Annotated in this window: 11 protein-coding genes; 10 read left to right on the top strand and 1 reads right to left on the bottom strand. The window is 67.0% G+C overall.

Going from position 1 to position 15,797, the window contains the following annotated elements; all coding sequences use genetic code 11:
* The first annotated feature begins 27 nt into the window (after positions 1-27).
* Entirely contained in the window at positions 28-927 is a 900-nt protein-coding gene (locus tag PcP3B5_RS08820) for a 1-aminocyclopropane-1-carboxylate deaminase/D-cysteine desulfhydrase (protein ID WP_061561041.1), read from the top strand.
* A 300-nt stretch (positions 928-1,227) separates the two neighbouring features.
* Here the strand turns inward: PcP3B5_RS08820 and PcP3B5_RS08825 are convergent, their stop codons facing one another.
* A complete protein-coding gene (locus PcP3B5_RS08825) occupies positions 1,228-2,175 on the bottom strand; it encodes a DUF1853 family protein (protein WP_061561042.1) in 948 nt (315 codons plus the stop codon).
* Positions 2,176-2,283: 108 nt separating this feature from the next.
* Between PcP3B5_RS08825 and PcP3B5_RS08830 the strand changes: the two genes are divergently transcribed.
* From PcP3B5_RS08830 to flhA, 9 genes are all read left to right on the top strand, one after another.
* Positions 2,284-3,171 carry an NAD(+) kinase gene (locus PcP3B5_RS08830; RefSeq protein WP_009621081.1) on the top strand — a complete coding sequence of 296 codons (888 nt, stop codon included), beginning with the start codon at positions 2,284-2,286 and terminating at the stop codon, positions 3,169-3,171.
* Positions 3,168-4,151 carry a metallophosphoesterase gene (locus PcP3B5_RS08835; protein ID WP_061561043.1) on the top strand — a complete coding sequence of 328 codons (984 nt, stop codon included), beginning with the start codon at positions 3,168-3,170 and terminating at the stop codon, positions 4,149-4,151. Before PcP3B5_RS08830 ends, PcP3B5_RS08835 begins: the two co-directional genes overlap by 4 nt.
* Positions 4,148-5,014, top strand: a complete 867-nt coding sequence (locus PcP3B5_RS08840) for a rhomboid family intramembrane serine protease (protein ID WP_061561044.1) — start codon at positions 4,148-4,150, stop codon at positions 5,012-5,014. The genes PcP3B5_RS08835 and PcP3B5_RS08840 overlap by 4 nt, the downstream gene beginning before the upstream one ends.
* 243 nt (positions 5,015-5,257) lie before the next feature.
* Positions 5,258-5,518 (top strand): YeaC family protein, encoded by a 261-nt coding sequence (locus PcP3B5_RS08845; RefSeq protein WP_009621084.1) that lies wholly within the window; start codon positions 5,258-5,260, stop codon positions 5,516-5,518.
* 13 nt (positions 5,519-5,531) lie between these two features.
* A complete protein-coding gene (locus PcP3B5_RS08850) occupies positions 5,532-6,377 on the top strand; it encodes a DUF2797 domain-containing protein (protein WP_061561045.1) in 846 nt (281 codons plus the stop codon).
* 60 nt (positions 6,378-6,437) lie between these two features.
* Positions 6,438-9,095, top strand: coding sequence for an aminopeptidase N (gene pepN, locus PcP3B5_RS08855; RefSeq protein ID WP_061561046.1), 2,658 nt, complete (start codon positions 6,438-6,440; stop codon positions 9,093-9,095).
* Positions 9,096-9,662: 567 nt separating this feature from the next.
* Positions 9,663-10,763 carry a YCF48-related protein gene (locus tag PcP3B5_RS08860; protein ID WP_145923863.1) on the top strand — a complete coding sequence of 367 codons (1,101 nt, stop codon included), beginning with the start codon at positions 9,663-9,665 and terminating at the stop codon, positions 10,761-10,763.
* Positions 10,764-10,777: 14 nt separating this feature from the next.
* Positions 10,778-13,159 (top strand): efflux RND transporter permease subunit, encoded by a 2,382-nt coding sequence (locus tag PcP3B5_RS08865; RefSeq protein WP_009621088.1) that lies wholly within the window; start codon positions 10,778-10,780, stop codon positions 13,157-13,159.
* A 508-nt stretch (positions 13,160-13,667) separates the two neighbouring features.
* Complete coding sequence (flhA, locus tag PcP3B5_RS08870) at positions 13,668-15,791, top strand: flagellar biosynthesis protein FlhA (RefSeq protein WP_009621090.1); 2,124 nt, start codon at positions 13,668-13,670, stop codon at positions 15,789-15,791.
* Positions 15,792-15,797 lie beyond the last annotated feature (6 nt).

The raw sequence follows: 15,797 nt of genomic DNA on the forward strand, positions 1-15,797 counted from the left end.
TTCCCCGACTGGCGCCCGCTACCTCCCTTGCAACAGCTGCGCCTCGACTGGCTGGAACAAGCTGGCGTCGAGCTGGCACTGTTGCGTCTGGACCAGGTCGACGAGCGGGTGTCCGGCAACAAGTGGTTCAAGCTGGCGCCCTACCTGCGCCAGGCCGCCGAACAGGGCCTGGAAGGCCTGATCAGCCTGGGCGGCGCCCATTCCAACCACCTGCACGCCCTGGCCGCCGCCGGCCAGCGCTTCGGCTTCGCCACCGTCGGCCTGCTGCGCGGAAACGAACAGGACACGCCCACGGTGCGCGACCTGCGCGCCTGGGGCATGCAACTGCACTGGCTCGGCTACGCCGGCTACCGCGAGCGCCATGCCGAAGGCTTCTGGGCGCCCTGGCGCGAACGTTACCCGCGCCTGCTGGCGGTGGACGAGGGCGGCGGCGGTTTGCCCGGCGCGCTGGGTTGTGCGCCGTTGGTGGAGCAGCTGCGTGAGCAATTGCCGGGCATCGGCTGGAACGGCTACGACCAGCTCTGGGCCGCCTGTGGCACTGGCACCACTTTGGCCGGGCTGGTGCTGGGCGAGCAGAGCATGCACCCGCTGATCGGCGCCCTGGCGGTGCCGCCTGGCCATGGCGTGGAAGCCATGTTGCCACGGCTGCTGGCCGAGGCGGGGCATGCCGATGGCGGTTATCGCCTGCTGGACGCTAGCCGCGGCGGCTTCGGCAAGGTGGATGCCGGGCTGGTGCGCTTCATGGCTGACTTCGAGGCCGCAACCGGCGTGCCGCTGGAGCCGCTGTACACCGGCAAGCTGCTGCTGGTCCTGCATGATGAGGTAAGCGCTGGGCGGATACCCCGCGGCAGCCGCCTGGTCGCCGTGCACAGCGGCGGCCTGCAGGGTAGGCGGGCGATGGAAGAGCGTTTGGGGCGATTGTCATAGGGTATTCGTTCGCGCCAGACGGATAGATCGGCGCGGGTCGCGGATAAGATCCGCTCCTACGACCCACCCACGTCATTCGCGCGCCCTGCGCGCGGAATCGCGGGCAGGGCCCGCTTACAGGTGTAGGCCGTACTCCACGGCGAACACGTAGGGCACGGTTGTAGGCGTGACTGTCTTGCCGACCGCGCCGAGATGCTCTTCGTAGGATGGGTTGAGCTTGCGAAACCCATGCTGCCATGGCGATGGGTATCGCTTCGCTCAACCCATCCTACGGAACCACCCCGCCGCTCCGGGCAGCCATCAGTGGGAATAGCCGTTATGCACCCGCGGCCACTGGTCGCCGACCAGGAACAGCCGTTCGGCCTCGCACCATTCCCCCTGTTGTTCCTCCAGGCGCACCAGCAACTGCGGGAAGGCATCCGCCGGCAGTTGTTCCAGCCAGGCATCGAAGCGCTCCGGCGCCCAGCTCTGCTCGGCGGCCTTGCGCGCCGGAGCCAGCCATTCGCTGCGTGGCAGCGGCTGCCAGCGCCCCGTGCCCTGGGCGCGGTACAGCGGCCAGTGACTGCGGTGCAGCCAGGAGCCGCTCAGGTGCTCGGGGTTGGCGCCCTCCGGCGCCGGGCACTCGCCGGGCCAGGGGTAGAACAGGTAGCCGCCCAGCCAGAGCGCGGCTTGCACCGGGGCGCTGCTGAAACCGGCGATCAGGTCGCGGCCGCGTGGGGTGGAGGAGAGCGGTAGCTGGTGCTCGCGCAGGTGGCGCAGCTTGTTCGCCAGGCGGTCTTCGGCGCCGGGGCCGAGCCAGTCTTCCGGGCCTTCGCGGCTGGGGCCCAGGTAGAGCTTGATGGCCAGCTCCAGGTGGTGCAGGCCGTCGTCGTCCTCCAGCAGCAGGTCCAGCTCGCCCAGGGTGTGGCCGTTGTCGCGCACCGCCAGGTTGGCGCCGAGCAGGCGCAGGTCGGGGGCCTGCTGCAGGGCGAACTGCCAGAGGCGTTCATAGTAGCGGCCCAGGCGCTGCTGCGGCGAACTCTGCAACCAGGCCTGCAACGCTTCGCTGTGCCTTTCCTGTTCGCGCAGCCAGTCGCCCAGCAGCCGCGGCTCGGCCAGCCAGCGGCTCGCCGCCAGCGGATGGCGCAGGGGCAGGGCGCCACCGGCATCCAGCAGGGGTTCGCCGAGCAGGGTCCAGGCGAGGTCGCGTACCGCGGGTTGGCGCAGTTCGGCTAGCAGCTCAGCGAGCAGGTAGGCGGTCGACTTCATCCGTGCAGCCTAGCCGAACGCCCGCGCTGGTGCGCGGGTTTGCCGCTGTTCGGGGGTTTCCCCCATAATTCCGGGCACTACCCGCTCGCACCCGCCGCCTGGAGTCTCATGGAATCCTTTCGCAACATCGGCATCATCGGCCGCCTCGGCAGCACCCAGGTGCTGGAAACCATCCGCCGGCTGAAGCGCTTCCTGACCGAGCGGCACCTGCACGTGATCCTCGAGGACACCATCGCCGAAGTGCTGCCCGGCCACGGCCTGCAGACCTGCTCGCGGAAGATCATGGGCGAGATCTGCGACCTGGTCGTCGTCGTCGGCGGCGACGGCAGCATGCTTGGCGCGGCGCGCGCGCTGGCCCGGCACAAGGTGCCGGTGCTGGGTATCAACCGCGGCAGCCTGGGCTTCCTCACCGACATCCGCCCGGACGAGCTGGAAACCAAGGTGGACGAGGTGCTCGGCGGCCAGTACATCGTCGAAAGCCGCTTCCTGCTCGACGCCCAGGTGCGCCGCCACGGCGAATCCATCGGCCAGGGCGACGCGCTCAACGACGTGGTGCTGCACCCCGGAAAGTCGACGCGGATGATCGAGTTCGAGCTGCACATCGACGGCCAGTTCGTCTGCAGCCAGAAGGCCGACGGCCTGATCGTCGCCACGCCCACCGGCTCCACCGCCTACTCGCTGTCCGCCGGCGGGCCGATCATGCATCCGAAGCTGGACGCCATCGTCATAGTGCCGATGTACCCGCACACCCTGTCGAGCCGGCCGATCGTGGTCGACGGCAACAGCGAGCTGAAGATAGTGGTGTCGCCGAACATGCAGATCTACCCGCAGGTCTCCTGCGACGGGCAGAACCACTTCACCTGCGCGCCGGGCGACATGGTCACGGTGAGCAAGAAGCCGCAGAAGCTGCGCCTGATCCACCCGATCGACCACAACTACTACGAGGTCTGCCGGACCAAGCTCGGCTGGGGCAGCCGGCTGGGGAGCAGCGAGTGAGCGAACTCGACCCGGGCCGTGGCTACGACCTGATCGGCGATGTCCACGGCTGCGCACACACCCTCGACCGCCTGCTGGAGCGGCTGGGCTACCAGTTGCACGGCGGCGTCTGGCGCCACCCGCGGCGCCAGGCGCTGTTCCTCGGCGACATCGTCGACCGCGGCCCGCGCATCCGCGAGGCCCTGCACCGGGTGCACGACATGGTCGCCGCCGGCGAGGCCCTGTGCATCATGGGCAACCACGAGTACAACCTGCTCGGCTGGTCCACCCCGGCAGCGCCGGGCAGCGGCCGCCAGTACCTGCGTGAGCACACCCCGCGGCACGCGCGGCTGATCCAGGAAACCCTCGACCAGTTCGAGGGCCACCCCGGCGACTGGCGCGACTTCCTCGGCTGGTTCCGGCGCCTGCCGCTGTTCCTCGACGCCGGGCGCTTCCGCATGGTCCACGCCTGCTGGGACAACGAGCTGATCGATTCGTTGCGCCGGCAGTTCCCCGACGGGCGCATCGACGAGGCCTTCCTGCAGTCCTCCGCCGAGCACGGCAGCTTCGCCTACCAGGTGTGCAACCGCCTGCTGCGCGGCACCGACATGCGCCTGCCCAACGGCATGACCCTGACCGGCAGCGACGGCTTCACCCGCGCGTTCTTCCGCACCAAGTTCTGGGAAGAGGACCGCGAGCCGGAGACCTACGGCGACATCGTCTTCCAGCCCGACGCGCTGCCCGACGAGGTGGCCGCCGAGCGCCTGAGCGCCGAGCAGAAGTCCAGCCTGCTGAGCTACGGCGCCGACCAGCCGTTGCTGTTCGTCGGCCACTACTGGCGCCGCGGCACGCCGGCGCCGATCCGCCCGAACCTGGCCTGCCTGGACTACAGCGCGGTCATGTACGGCAAGCTGGTGGCCTACCGGCTGGACCAGGAAACGCGCCTGCAGCGCGACAAGTTCGTCTGGGTGGACGTGAAGCGTCCGGGAGAGGATGAGTGAGCGCGGTAGTGGCCATGCGCCTGCCCCTGGCGGCGGACCTCGCCGGTTTCGTCGGCCTGCTGCAACGCCTGAACCTGCCCTTCCGGGTCAGCGAGGAGGCCGGCGAACAGGTGCTCTGGGTGCCGGACGAAAGCCTGGCCGAGCAGGTGCGCGACCTCTACCGGCGCTACCCGCAGGGCGACCCCGAGCTGGCTTCCAGTACCTTGCCGCAGCGCCGCGGCCCGGGCTTCCTGGCCCAGGTGCGGGCCAGCAAGGTGACCGCCGCGGTGCTGCTGGTGACCTTCGCGGTCGCCGCCCTGACCCTGCTCGGCGGCAACCCGGACACCCTGCGCTGGTTCACCTTCCAGGACTTCCAGCTGGTCGGCAGCGACCGGGTGCTGTTCCAGCCGCTGGCCGAGGGCCTGGCGGCGGGGCAGTGGTGGCGCCTGTTCACGCCCATGCTGATCCACTTCGGCTGGCTGCACCTGGCGATGAACGCCATGTGGTACTGGGAACTGGGCCGGCGCATCGAATACCGCCAGGGCGGCGTCATGCTGCTGGGCCTGAGCCTGGGCTTCGGCCTGGTGTCCAACGTCGTGCAGTACCTGGCTTCCGGGCCGAGCCTGTTCGGCGGCCTGTCGGGCGTGCTCTACGGGCTGCTCGGGCACTGCTGGATATTCCAGCTGCTGGCGCCGACCCCGGCCTACCGCCTGCCGAAGGGCGTGGTGGCGATGATGCTGATCTGGCTGCTGGTGTGCCTGTCCGGCGTCATCGACCTGCTGGGCTTCGGCTCCATCGCCAACGGCGCCCACGTCGGAGGGCTGGCGATCGGCTGCCTGACCGGCGCGCTGGGCGGCATGCTGGCGCGCGGGCGCCAGGCCTGATCCTTGGCGCCGTAGGATGGCGTTGAGCGAAGCGATACCCATCGCCGCAACATCCAATTCATCACCGGCACCAGGGTTATCGGTTTCCCGCATGACCGCGAGCAGGCCGGCGGTCACGGCCAACCGGCGTATAACGCGGAGCGTTATACGCCCTACGTCCATGCCACCGTTTGACCTCTGTTCGTGCGCCAGGCCGCCCGGCCCGGTAGAATGCCGGTTTTGCCCCCAGCAGGAGCCGGCCCCATGTCGTCCTTCGCCGAAACCATCGAGAACATCACCCCGGAAATCTACGAGAGCCTCAAGCTCGCCGTGGAGATCGGCAAGTGGCCGGACGGCCGCAAGCTCACCCAAGAGCAGAAGGAGCTGTGCCTGCAGGCGATGATCGCCTGGGAGCTGCAGAACCTGCCCGAGGACCAGCGCACCGGCTACATGGGCCCGCAGGAGTGCGAGTCCCACGCCGAGCCGATCCCCAACATCCTCTTCTCGTCCAATTCGCTGCACTGATGGCCGGGCTTTGATGGAAGAGCTAGGACGCGGCGCCCTGAGCAAGATGTCGGCGCGCCTTGAAAGCCCCGTGCAGTACGCCTTCCGCCTCGGCGAGGAGGAAATCGCGGTCAACCCGCTGATCGGCAGGACGCTGCGCCTGGAATACCTGGGCGCCATCCACTGCTGCCATTGCGGGCGCAAGACGAAGAAGAGCTTCAGCCAGGGCTACTGCTACCCCTGCTTCACCAAGCTGGCGCAGTGCGACAGCTGCATCGTCAGCCCGGAGAAGTGCCACTACGACGAAGGCACCTGCCGCGAGCCTGCGTGGGGCGAGCGTTTCTGCATGACCGACCACGTGGTCTACCTGGCCAACTCCTCGGGTGTGAAGGTGGGCATCACCCGCGCCACCCAGGTGCCGACGCGCTGGATCGACCAGGGCGCGCGCCAGGCGCTGCCGATCCTGCGGGTGGCCACGCGCCAGCAGTCCGGGCTGGTGGAAGACCTGCTGCGCAGCCAGGTGGCCGACCGCACCAACTGGCGCGCCCTGCTCAAGGGCGAGGCCGAGCCGCTGGACCTGGCAGCCATCCGCGAGCAGCTGTTCGACCACTGCGCCGAGGGCCTGCGCGAGCTGCAGCAGCGCTTCGGCCTGCAGGCCATCCAGCCGGTGAGCGACATCGAGCCGATCGAGATCCGCTACCCGGTGCAGGCCTACCTGGCCAAGATCACCAGCTTCGATCTGGACAAGACGCCGGTGGTGGAGGGTACCCTGCAAGGCATCAAGGGCCAGTACCTGATCTTCGACACCGGCGTCATCAATATCCGTAAGTACACAGCTTATCAGCTAGCCATCAGCTATAAGCCTCAAGCGGCAAGCTGAGCCGGCGAACCACGAACTTGCGGCTTGAAGCTCGAAGCTTGAAGCTGCCCGGAGGGCCACATGCGCACCGATCAACCGAAAGTCATCTACCTCAAGGACTACCAGGCGCCCGAGTACCTGATCGACGAGACCAACCTGACCTTCGAGCTGTACGAGGACCACACCCTGGTCCACGCGCAACTGGTCATGCGCCGCAACCCCGAGCGCGGCGAGGGCCTGCCGCCGCTGATGCTCGACGGCCAGCAGCTGGAACTGCAATGGGTGGCCCTGGACGACCGCGTGCTGGAAGAGGGCGACTACCAGCTGGACGAGAACCACCTGACGCTGCAGCCGACCGCCAGGCAGTTCACCGTCGACAGCACCGTGCGCATCCACCCGGAGAAGAACACCGCCCTGGAAGGCCTGTACAAGTCCGGCAAGATGTTCTGCACCCAGTGCGAGGCCGAGGGCTTCCGCAAGATCACCTACTACCTCGACCGCCCGGACGTGATGAGCAGCTTCACCACCACCGTCTCGGCCGAGCAGCACAAGTACCCGGTGCTGCTGTCCAACGGCAACCCGGTGGCCAGCGGTTCGGAAGAGGACGGGCGGCACTGGGCCACCTGGCAGGACCCGTTCAAGAAGCCGGCCTACCTGTTCGCCCTGGTCGCCGGTGACCTCTGGGCGGTGGAAGACACCTACACCACCCTGAGCGAGCGCGAAGTCGCCCTGCGCATCTACGTCGAGCCGGAAAACATCGACAAGTGCCAGCACGCCATGGACAGCCTGAAGAAGGCCATGCGCTGGGACGAGAAGGTCTACGGCCGCGAGTACGACCTGGACATCTTCATGATCGTCGCGGTCAACGACTTCAACATGGGCGCCATGGAGAACAAGGGGCTCAACATCTTCAACTCCAGCTGCGTGCTGGCCAAGGCCGAGACCGCCACCGACGCCGCGCACCAGCGCGTCGAGGGCGTGGTGGCCCACGAGTACTTCCACAACTGGTCGGGCAACCGCGTGACCTGCCGCGACTGGTTCCAGCTGTCGCTCAAGGAAGGCTTCACCGTGTTCCGCGACAGCGAGTTCTCCGCCGACATGAACTCGCGCACCGTCAAGCGCGTCGAGGACGTGGCCTTCCTGCGCACCAACCAGTTCGCCGAGGACGCCGGCCCCATGGCCCACCCGGTGCGCCCGGACTCCTTCATCGAAATCTCCAACTTCTACACCCTGACCGTCTACGAGAAGGGCTCGGAAGTGGTGCGCATGATCCACACCCTGCTCGGCGCCGAGGGCTTCCGCAAGGGCACCGACCTGTACTTCGAACGGCATGATGGCCAGGCGGTGACCTGCGACGACTTCGTCAAGGCCATGGAAGACGCCAACGGCGTCGACCTGACGCAGTTCAAGCGCTGGTACAGCCAGGCCGGCACCCCGCGCCTGGCGGTGGAGGAAAGCTACGATGCCGCGGCGCAGAGCTACACCCTGACCTTCCGCCAGAGCTGCCCGCCGACCCCGGGCCAGAAGGACAAGCAGCCCTTCGTCATCCCGGTGGAAATGGGCCTGCTCGACCACCTGGGCAACCCGCTGCCGCTGCGCCTGGCCGGCGAGGAACACGCCCACGGCAGCAACCGCGTGCTGCAGGTGACCGAGGCCGAGCAATCCTTCACCTTCGTCGGCCTGGCCGAGAAGCCGCTGCCGTCGCTGCTGCGCGGCTTCTCCGCGCCGGTGAAGCTGAGCTTCCCCTACGACCGCGACCAGCTGATGTTCCTCATGCAGTACGACGAGGACGGCTTCAACCGCTGGGAAGCCGGCCAGCAGCTGTCGGTGCAGGTGCTCCAGGAACTGATCGGCCAGCACCAGCGCGGCGAGCAACTGGTGCTCGACGAGCGCCTGATCGCTGCCTTCCACACCCTGCTGCAGGACAACGCCCTGGACCAGGCGATGGTCGCCGAGATGCTCTCGCTGCCCAGCGAGGCCTACCTCACGGAGCTGAGCGAAGTGGCCGACGTCGAGGCCATCCACGCCGCCCGCGAGTTCGCCCGCAAGCGCATCGCCGAGGCCCTGCGCGAGCCGCTGTGGCAGCGTTACCAGGCCAACCGCGAGGCCTCGCGCAAGACGCCGTACCTGGCCGAGGCCGAGCACATCGCCCGGCGCAGCCTGCAGAACATCGCGCTGTCCTACCTGATGCTGGTGGGCGGCGACGAAGTGCTGGCGGCCTGCCTCGAGCAGTACGAGGCCTGCGATAACATGACCGAACGCCTGACCGCCCTGGCGGTGCTGGTCAACTCGCCATACGACGACGAGAAGGCCAAGGGCCTGGAAATGTTCGCCGACTATTTCAAGGACAACCCGCTGGTGATGGACCAGTGGTTCAGCGTGCAGGCCGGCTGCACCCTGCCCGGCGGCCTGGAGCGCGTGCAGGCGCTGATGGGCCACCCGGCCTTCACCCTGAAGAACCCGAACAAGATCCGCGCCCTGATCGGCGCCTTCGCCAACCAGAACCTGGTCAACTTCCATCGCGCCGACGGGGCGGGCTACCGCTTCCTGGCCGACCAGGTGATCACCCTCAACGCGCTCAACCCGCAGATCGCCTCGCGCCTGCTGGCGCCGCTGACCCGCTGGCGCAAATACGCCCCGGCGCGCCAGGCCCTGATGCGCGCCGAGCTGGAGCGCATCCTGGCCTCCGGCGAGCTGTCCAGCGACGTCTACGAGGTGGTCAGCAAGAGCCTCGCCTGACGCTGCTCCCGGCTGACGGAAAAAAGGTGTTATCGGCCCCGCCGGTAACACCTTTTTTTCGCCTGTGGACTTGCTGTCTCGCCAATCGCGCCGAGGCGTTCTTCGTAGGATGGGTTGAGCCAGCGAAACCCATGCGGTGGTGGTGATGGGTATCGCTTCGCTCAACACCATCCTACGGTTCTCCGGACAGCCCCCTCTCCCGCTTGCGGGAGAGGGTTGGGGAGAGGGCGCTCTTAACCTCAACGCACACAGCCGCCGGCAACTCCCGTTCGCGAGCAAGCTCGCTCCTACGGGAAAGCATCCGCCCGCCGACCGAGCCAAGTTCCCAAGTGTTCCCGCGAGCGCTTCCAGGTACCCGGAAATACCCGGAGTGTTACCGTCGGTATCTTTTTTCCTGTGCGCTGGAGGCCGCGTGGCGACTGGGCTGCAGCTTTCCCTAGTCCTTTCGGATGACTCCCGCTGCGCTTAACAAAAGATAACGTGCCTTTAATTGTCAGGCTGGGTAAAGGCTGGCATATAACGACCACTCCCTATCCGCCTGCAATAAAAACAAAGAGGTAAGGCTATATGCGTGAGCATCTGCGGCACGCCACCGGCGAGCTGTCCGTGCGTTCGTCCGGGCTCTCGGTTTCCGCCACCCCGTCCCCCCTGCGCAAGTCGCTTTCGCTGCTCGGCGCGTTCTCGCTGCTGTGGCTGGCGGCCGCGCCGCTGCATGCCGGCGCGAGCGAAGCCCCGGCCAGCGACACCGATGGCTACGCCATCGCCTCGGCCAAGGCCCCGAGCAGCCTGCTGCTGAGCGTCAGCCACGCCGGCAAGCGCCTGGTGGCGGTCGGCGACCGCGGGCACATCCTCTATTCCGACGACAACGGCAAGACCTGGACCCAGGCCAAGGTGCCCACCCGCCAGCTGCTGACCGCGGTGTTCTTCGTCAACGACAAGAAGGGCTGGGCGGTCGGCCACGACGCGCAGATCCTCGCCAGCGAAGACGGCGGCGCCACCTGGACGCGCCAGTTCGAAGACCTCAAGCGCGAAGCGCCGCTGCTGGACGTGTGGTTCCAGGACGAGAACCACGGCCTGGCCGTGGGTGCCTATGGCGCCATGCTGGAAACCCACGACGGCGGCAAGAGCTGGGAAGACGTCAGCGAGCGCCTGGACAACGAAGACCAGTTCCACCTCAACGGCATCGCCGCGGTGAAGGATTCCGGCCTGCTGGTGGTGGGCGAATCCGGCAGCCTGTTCCGCTCCAAGGACTGGGGCGCCACCTGGGAGAAACTGCAGGGCCCCTACGAGGGTTCGCTGTTCGGCGCCGTCGGCACCGCCCAGCCCGGCACCGTGCTGATCTACGGCCTGCGCGGGCACCTGTTCCGCTCCACCGATTTCGGCGACACCTGGCAACAGGTGGCGCTGCCCATCGCCGGTGACGGCACCCTGGAGTTCGGCCTGGCCGAAGGCTCGCTGCTGCCCGACGGCAGCATCGCCGTGGTCGGCAACAGCGGCAGCGTGCTGGTGAGCAAGGACGACGGGCGCACCTTCAACATCTTCAACCGGCCCGACCGCCTGGCGCTGGCCGGGGTCGGCGCGGCCGGCGACGGCAACCTGGTCCTGGTCGGCCAGGGCGGCATCCACCTGGCTTCGGCGACCGGCGCCGAGCTGACAGAACAACAATGAGCCGGGGAAGCCCTATGAACGCAGTCAACTCGCATCACCAGGACAAGGCGACCCTGCTCGAACGCCTGATCTTCAACAACCGTCCGATCGTTATCATCCTCTGCCTGCTGGCGACCCTGTTCCTCGCCTTCCAGGCGACCCAGGTGCGGCCGTCCACCAGCTTCGAGAAGATGATCCCGCTCAAGCACCCGTTCATCCAGAACATGCTGAGCCACATCAACGACCTCTCCAACCTTGGCAACACCGTGCGCATCTCGGTGGAAGCGGTGAACGGCGACATCTTCACCAAGGAATACATGGACACCCTGCGGCAGATCCATGACGAGGTGTTCTACATCCCCGGCGTCGACCGCTCCGGCCTGAAGTCGCTGTGGAGCCCCAGCGTACGCTGGACCGAGGTGACGGAAGAGGGCTTCGCCGGCGGCGAGGTCATCCCGCAGACCTACGACGGTTCGGCCAAGGCCCTGGACAAGCTGCGCGACAACGTCCTCAAGTCCGGCCAGATCGGCCGCCTGGTGGCCAACAACTTCAAGTCCAGCATCGTCGACGTGCCGCTGCTGGAGGTCTACCCCGACGCCCAGGACCAGAGCAAGCTGCTGAAGCTGGACTACCGCCAGTTCTCCCATGAGCTGGAAGAGAAGATCCGCGACAAGTACCAGGCGCAGAACCCCAACGTGAAGATCCACATCGTCGGCTTCGCCAAGAAGGTCGGCGACCTGATCGACGGCCTGGTCATGGTGGTGGGCTTCTTCGGCATCTGCTTCGTCATCACCCTGGTGCTGCTGCTGTGGTTCACCAAGTGCGTGCGCTCCACCATCGCCGTGCTCTCCACCACCCTGGTGGCGGTGATCTGGCAGCTCGGCCTGCTGCACACCATCGGCTTCGGGCTGGACCCGTACTCGATGCTGGTGCCCTTCCTGATCTTCGCCATCGGCATTTCCCACGGGGTGCAGAAGATCAACGGCATCGCCCTGCAGTCCAGTGACGCGGAAACCCCGCTGCTGGCCGCGCGGCGCACCTTCCGCCAACTGTTCCTGCCCGGCATGATCGCCATCCTCGCCGACGCCGTGGGCTTCATCACCCTGCTGGTGATCGATATCGGGGTGATCCGCGAACTGGCCATCGGCGCCTCCATCGGCGTGGCGGTGATCGTCTTCACCAACCTGATCCTGCTGCCGGTGGCGATCTCCTACATCGGCATCAGCAAGCGCGCCGTGGAGCGCAGCAAGAAGGACGCCGTGCGCGAGCACCCGTTCTGGCGCCTGCTGTCCAACTTCGCCAGCGCCAAGGTGGCGCCCATCTCCATCCTGATCGCCCTGGTGATGTTCGCCGGCGGCCTCTGGCAGGGCCACCATCTGAAGATCGGCGACCTCGACCAGGGCGCGCCGGAACTGCGCCCGGACTCGCGCTACAACCAGGACAACGACTTCATCATCCGCAACTACTCCACCAGCTCCGACGTGCTGGTGGTGATGGTCGAGTCGGCGGCCGAGGGCTGCTCCAGCCACCAGACGCTGCAGGCCATCGACGAGCTGTCGTGGAAGCTGGAGAACACCGAGGGCGTGCAGTCGGCCATCTCCCTGGTCACCGTGTCCAAGCAGGTGATCAAGGGCATGAACGAGGGCAACCTGAAGTGGGAAACCCTGTCGCGCAACAAGGACGTGCTGAACAACTCCATCAGCCGCGCCGACGGCCTGTACAACAGCGCCTGCTCGCTGGCGCCGCTGCTGGTATTCCTCAACGACCACAAGGCCGAGACCCTCGACCGCGCCGTGCACGCCGTGCAGGAGTTCGCCAAGGACCACGAGAAGGATGACCTGAAGTTCAAGCTCGCCGCGGGCAACGCCGGCATCGAGGCGGCCACCAACGAGGTGATCAAGCAGTCCGAGCTGATCATCCTGGTGCTGGTGTACATCTGCGTGGCGGTCATGTGCATGATCACCTTCCGCTCCTTCACCGCGACCCTCTGCATCGTCCTGCCGCTGATCCTCACCTCGGTGCTGGGCAACGCGCTGATGGCCACCCTCGGCATCGGCGTGAAGGTGGCGACGCTGCCGGTGATCGCGCTGGGCGTGGGCATCGGGGTGGACTACGGGATTTATATCTACACCCGCCTGGAGACCTTCCTGCGCCAGGGCCTGTCGCTGCAGGAGGCCTACTACGAGACGCTGAAGTCCACCGGCAAGGCCGTGCTGTTCACCGGCCTGTGCCTGGCCATCGGCGTGGCCACCTGGATCTTCTCGGCGATCAAGTTCCAGGCCGACATGGGCCTGATGCTGACCTTCATGCTGCTGTGGAACATGTTCGGCGCGCTCTGGCTGCTGCCGGCCCTGGCCCGCTTCCTGATCAACCCGGAGAAGGTCCGGGCGAAGAAGGCCTCGATCCTGGTCCACTGATCCTGGCGTGACCCAGAAAACCGCGGCTCCGGCCGCGGTTTTTTTGCTTGCCGGGGCGACGGCGGGCGGAGCCGCGGACGGGAAATATCCGGACGTGTAGGAGCGGGCCCTGCCCGCGAATCGCGCGCAGGGCGCGCTCCTACAAGGAAGCGCTGCTGAGGTGCTTTTCGTAGGCGCGAGCTTGCTCGCGAACGGGGTTTGCAGGGGACTTTAGGTGCTGGGCTTTAGAGCGCCCTCTCCCCAACCCTCTCCCGCAAGCGGGAGAGGGGGCTGTCCTGAGCGGCCGGAAAATCCGCAGCCATCCTGATACTCCTGGCTACGTCGCCACTCCCAGCGTAGGGCGAATAACCGTTCGCGGTTATCCGCCGTTGGCCTTGGCCGCCCCCCGGCTTCGTCGGAAATCCGCGCCACACCTGGCTCCGGCAAAGTTGGAACACTTCCTGCAAATACCCTGTCGGCGCCACTTTCGGCGTCAAAAATTCGTTGTAGCAGGGTAGGGGAGTTCGGGGTGGATCGTACGCAATTGATCGGAACAGTGCGCAGCAACCTGGCCGGCCTGGGCCGTGGCAACCTGGGCGTGCCGCTGCTGCTGCTGGCGATGCTGGGCATGATGACCCTGCCGATCCCGCCGTTCCTGCTGGACGTGCTCTTCACCTTCAACATCGCCCTGTCCATCGTCGTCCTGCTGGTCTGCGTGTACGCCCTGCGCCCGCTGGACTTCGCCGTGTTCCCGACCATCCTGCTGGTCGCCACCCTGCTGCGCCTGGCGCTGAACGTCGCCTCCACCCGCGTGGTGCTGCTCCACGGCCACGATGGCCACGCCGCCGCCGGCAAGGTGATCCAGGCCTTCGGCGAAGTGGTGATTGGTGGCAACTACGTGGTCGGCATCGTGGTCTTCGCCATCCTCATGATCATCAACTTCGTGGTGGTCACCAAGGGCGCCGGGCGGATCTCCGAGGTGAGCGCGCGTTTCACCCTCGACGCCATGCCCGGCAAGCAGATGGCCATCGACGCCGACCTCAACGCCGGCCTCATCGAGCAGGCCGAGGCCAAGAAGCGCCGCGCCGAGGTGGCCCAGGAAGCCGACTTCTACGGCTCCATGGACGGTGCCTCGAAATTCGTCCGCGGCGACGCCGTCGCCGGCCTGCTGATCCTCTTCATCAACCTGATCGGCGGCGTCGCCATCGGCGTGATCCAGCACTCCATGTCGTTCGGCGACGCCGGCAAGGTCTACGCCCTGCTGACCATCGGCGACGGCCTGGTGGCGCAGCTGCCGTCGCTGCTGCTGTCCACCGCCGCGGCGATCATGGTGACCCGCGTGTCTTCCTCCGAGGACATGGGCCAGCAGGTCAACCGGCAGATGTTCGCCTCGCCCAAGGCGCTGGCCATCTCCGCCGCCATCCTCATCGCCATGGGCCTGGTCCCGGGCATGCCGCACGTGTCCTTCATCGGCCTCGGCGCCGTAGCCGCCGGCGGCGCCTGGATGATCGTCCAGCGCCAGCGCAAGGCGGCCCAGGCCGAGGTCCAGGAAGCCCAGCGCCAGCAGGAGCTGCTGCCGGCCCAGCGCAGCCAGGAAACCAAGGAGCTGGGCTGGGACGACGTCACCCCGGTGGACATGGTCGGCCTGGAGGTCGGCTACCGGCTGATCCCGCTGGTGGACCGCAACCAGGGCGGCCAGCTGCTGGCGCGGATCAAGGGCGTGCGCAAGAAGCTGTCCCAGGACATGGGCTTCCTGATGCCCTCGGTGCACATCCGCGACAACCTCGACCTGCTGCCCAACGCCTATCGTTTGACGCTCATGGGCGTCAGCGTGGCGGAAGCGGAGATCTACCCGGACCGCGAGCTGGCGATCAACCCCGGCCAGGTGTTCGGCACCCTCAACGGCATCGCCGGCAAGGACCCGGCCTTCGGCCTGGAAGCGGTGTGGATCGAGCCCGGCCAGCGCGACCAGGCGCAATCCCTGGGCTACACCGTGGTGGACGCCAGCACCGTGGTCGCCACCCACCTCAACCAGGTGCTGCACAAGCACGCCCACGAGCTGCTCGGCCACGAGGAAGTCCAGCAACTGCTGCAACTGCTGGCCAAGACCTCGCCGAAGCTGGCGGAAGAACTGGTTCCGGGGCTGATTTCCCTGTCCACCCTGCTCAAGGTCCTGCAGAACCTGCTGCAGGAGCAGGTGCCGGTGCGCGACATCCGCACCATTGCCGAGGCCATCGCCAACGTTGCCGCCAAGAGTCAAGATCCCGCCGCCATGGTGGCAGCGGTACGCGTGGCGCTGAGCCGCGCAATCGTCCAAGGCATTGTGGGACTAGAGCCGGAGCTGCCCGTGATCACCCTGGAGCCCAGGTTGGAACAGATCTTGCTGAACAGTATGCAGAAGGCCGGGCAAGGTTCGGAAGACGGCATTCTGCTGGAGCCGGGCATGGCGGAAAAACTGCAACGCTCGCTGGTCGAGACCGCGCAGCGCCAGGAAATGCTCGGCAAGCCGGCGATCCTGCTGGTGGCCGGGCCGATCCGCGCGATGATGTCGCGTTTCGCGCGGATGGCGGTGCCGAGCATGAGCGTGCTGGCCTACCAGGAAATTCCGGATAACAAGCAAGTCACCATCGTCGCCACCGTTGGACAGAACTGAAGGACA

It is taken from the genome of Pseudomonas citronellolis (genome assembly GCF_001586155.1).
In the GTDB taxonomy this organism is placed as follows: Bacteria; Pseudomonadota; Gammaproteobacteria; order Pseudomonadales; family Pseudomonadaceae; genus Pseudomonas; species Pseudomonas citronellolis.

What these genes read in the sequence shown, in the direction of transcription:
- PcP3B5_RS08865 (WP_009621088.1), top strand. Translation starts at nt 10,778, where the DNA reads ATGAACGCAGTCAACTCGCATCACCAGGACAAGGCGACCCTGCTCGAA.
- PcP3B5_RS08850 (WP_061561045.1), top strand. Translation starts at nt 5,532, where the DNA reads ATGGAAGAGCTAGGACGCGGCGCCCTGAGCAAGATGTCGGCGCGCCTT.
- PcP3B5_RS08860 (WP_145923863.1), top strand. Translation starts at nt 9,663, where the DNA reads ATGCGTGAGCATCTGCGGCACGCCACCGGCGAGCTGTCCGTGCGTTCG.
- pepN (WP_061561046.1), top strand. Translation starts at nt 6,438, where the DNA reads ATGCGCACCGATCAACCGAAAGTCATCTACCTCAAGGACTACCAGGCG.
- PcP3B5_RS08845 (WP_009621084.1), top strand. Translation starts at nt 5,258, where the DNA reads ATGTCGTCCTTCGCCGAAACCATCGAGAACATCACCCCGGAAATCTAC.
- PcP3B5_RS08825 (WP_061561042.1), bottom strand. Translation starts at nt 2,175, where the DNA reads ATGAAGTCGACCGCCTACCTGCTCGCTGAGCTGCTAGCCGAACTGCGC.
- PcP3B5_RS08830 (WP_009621081.1), top strand. Translation starts at nt 2,284, where the DNA reads ATGGAATCCTTTCGCAACATCGGCATCATCGGCCGCCTCGGCAGCACC.